At 45.8% G+C, this 2,895-nt stretch carries 2 protein-coding genes; one reads left to right on the forward strand and one right to left on the reverse strand.

Translation table 11 applies throughout. The features are described from left to right. Window positions 1–133 precede the first annotated feature (133 nt). On the forward strand, window positions 134–664 hold the full coding sequence (locus B9J84_RS04305) for an RNA methyltransferase (protein WP_404206357.1): 531 nt from the start codon (window positions 134–136) through the stop codon (window positions 662–664). A 96-nt stretch (window positions 665–760) separates the two neighbouring features. On the opposite strand, the gene B9J84_RS04310 is transcribed toward B9J84_RS04305, so the two are convergent. Next, a partial coding sequence (locus B9J84_RS04310; RefSeq protein ID WP_094123610.1) for an alkaline phosphatase family protein occupies window positions 761–2,895 on the reverse strand: 2,135 nt, incomplete at its 5' end.

Here is a 2,895-nt window from a genome sequence, read left to right on the forward strand (position 1 = left end):
AAATACGACAGTTTGAGTACTCCAAGAAAGGTCACGAAAAATATAAAAACTATTGAACGATTTATCGATATTTTTTCTTTCAAGGCAAATTTTAGCGTTATACTGCCCGCCCCAAATTGTGAGAGGATTTTTTGTGGAACGTGAAATGTCAGTGATCATTGGTTTGTGTAACCCTAAAAGCCCAACCAACGTAGGTGGTGTGATGCGCGCAGCAGGTTGCTACCAAGCGTGCGCGGTTCGCTACAGTGGTGAGCGTTATGATCGCGCAGTGAAATTTCAAACCGACACAAAAAACATTCAAAGTAAAATCCCGCTCACCGCGATGGTAGAGATCACGCAGGACTTGCCAAGTAAGATGAAAATCGTCTGTGTTGAACTGGCAGAAGGGGCCACACCACTGCCCGAGTTTATTCACCCGGAAAAAGCGCTGTATGTGTTTGGCCCTGAAGATGGTTCTATTCCACAAGAGATAGTTAACCAAGCCAGTGAGGTTGTATACATCCCAACGATTGGTTGCATGAATTTGGCCGCAAGCGTCAATGTGCTGCTGTATGATCGCTTGGCAAAATCCAAGCTCGATATTGACCACAGCCAACGTATTCTCGATAGCCGAGATGTGAAAAATCGTTTGAAGTTTAAACGTGCTGATCAACCAGCCACTTAAGGCTGCAATCGAAGCCAATGAAACAAGCGAACGTTCTTCACTCAATAGAGCCTAACGCTCACTTATTTCATTGGCAGTCATAACGGCCAACTCTCGCTAACGAATATCCAACTGTTTAAGAACCGACGGATAACCCCAACCATCTTCACCAACTTTAACTTCGTCTCCCGTTAAATAGTGATAAAGAGTGGGCGCAAGTGAGCCATTTTCGACTGAACCGAGCGGCGTGGCTTGATTGCCAATTGGACTCCCCCAAAAACCGATAAAAGCATCTTTTTCTAGATAGCTTTCACCCGCATGACGTCCCGGAACTTTAGTATTAAAGCCAACGCCCTCTTTAGGAAATAGGTTAATGGTGCCCGCACGGTCGTCTTCATAAATAGCAGCGAGCTGATTAACCGAATCTGGACGGGGCGTAAAACGTGTTAACTCTCGCCACTGCGCACTTGAGCACCACGTCTCAGCTTGATTCGCTTTAGCGTGATAAACACAACGTTCGACGAGTTGTGCATAATGTTCTAGCTCGTCAGATGAAGGAGGCGACAAATAAGCATTTAGCTGCTGAACGCCAAGCAGCAATGGCTGTTCCGATTTAGCAAAATAGCGCAGTTTATCACCCTTTTTTTCAATCCATTCATCCACTCGTTTACCTTGCCGCTCGCCAACCAACCGTACAGAACAGTCCGTTAAATCACATGGTTTTTCTCTCACAACTAAATAATCTAGGCTTTCAGCAAGTCGCGCTACGGTTTCATCGATCACATCAACCTGCTGCCCTGGCTTAGAATGGATCGGTTGCCAACGGATCAACTCTTGATAAACCGGTTGAACTTCCCATCCAGCTTCTGCATTAAAGAAATCCATCATAAAATTTCCACCCGCAGTGGAAGCGACGACCACATCAATCCCTTTGTTTGACGGCGCGTTAATCGCATTCGTCATTTTTGGCCCTTCTCCCTCATCCGATGAGATTTTCTTCACCTTGAGTTTTATTCCCAGTTGCGACGCTAGCGGTTCAAAGATCTGTTTTTCTGGGTTGAGGGAGAAATAAACAGGCGCTAAACCATGATCGCCAGCCATGCCCCATAACGTGCGGTCATATACTCCCGCGTATTGATAGGTTGCTTCTATTTGCGCTAGCCAGTAATCGAGGCGGTTTAGTTCCCCAGTTGGCATGATGACTTCATCGCTGAATGGGCCGCTAAAATGAGCAAAATGATCCGGCCATGGATTATAAATCAGCGTATAGTCGGGCATTCCTTTCAGTTCTTTTTGTGCAAGTTGTTTCAACTGGTGAGCAAGCACTTGATGGCGAGTCCAGCGAGTATAAAAATCCCACTTGCTTATCTGCTGATAGCGCGTGACCTCTTCAACTAATGTCGCTCGCAACTGTTGAAGTTCACGTTCGACAATCGCGCGCTCTTTCAGCTCACGCACACACCGCTTTTCACCAAAATCACGTAGTGCCTCACCCGCCCCCAAATTCACTAAACCATCATAAGTGGTGTGAGCATTCCAATCGTATTGCGCATTGCAGTTGAGGGTGTTGAGATAAGCGAGGCGATCAAACATCGTTTGTACTTGGTTTTTAACCAGTAAGCGATCAAGCTGCAGTGCATCATTACCAAAAAAGTAATAAGCACGGTCGGTTGGGCGATCAACAAAGTGGAAATTGGGTATGCCAGTACCACCTTGGCCGGACACCTTAGCTCCTGTTTTTATGATCGGTAAATTACGCACACTGATCGTTGGTGTTGATGAAATGCCCACTTGAGTAATAGAAGCGCGATGATCACGATACAAACGTTTAAAAAACGGCAAGTAATGTGGATCGTGATAAGGCTGCTCAGCCAATATCTGCATGAAACGTACTTGCTGCTGATGTTCAGGTTGAACTACCTCCATTGAAGAAGGCTTAGTGCTCAATCGATTGTTGTGATCTTGGTGAGCTTTGCGGATAAATGGCTTACTCGGATCAACCAAACCTTCGATCAGCCCTTGTTGCAAACCATCCACGGTGATCTGCACTGCCATACGACGTTGTTGCTGAGAGCGGAGAAACGCAATCAATGCTTGAGGATCATCATCAAGTGCTTTTTGTAACCAGGAATTTAGTGCTTGTTCTCGCTCTTGCTGATAGACAAATTGGCGGTAGCCTTTTAATACGTTCATACGCACAAAATCAATCAAAGTAACCGTGATTGCCTCTGCTTTGTTGTTCACACGTGCTG

This window comes from Vibrio sp. V03_P4A6T147, assembly GCF_002241085.1.
Lineage (GTDB): Bacteria > Pseudomonadota > Gammaproteobacteria > Enterobacterales > Vibrionaceae > Vibrio > Vibrio anguillarum.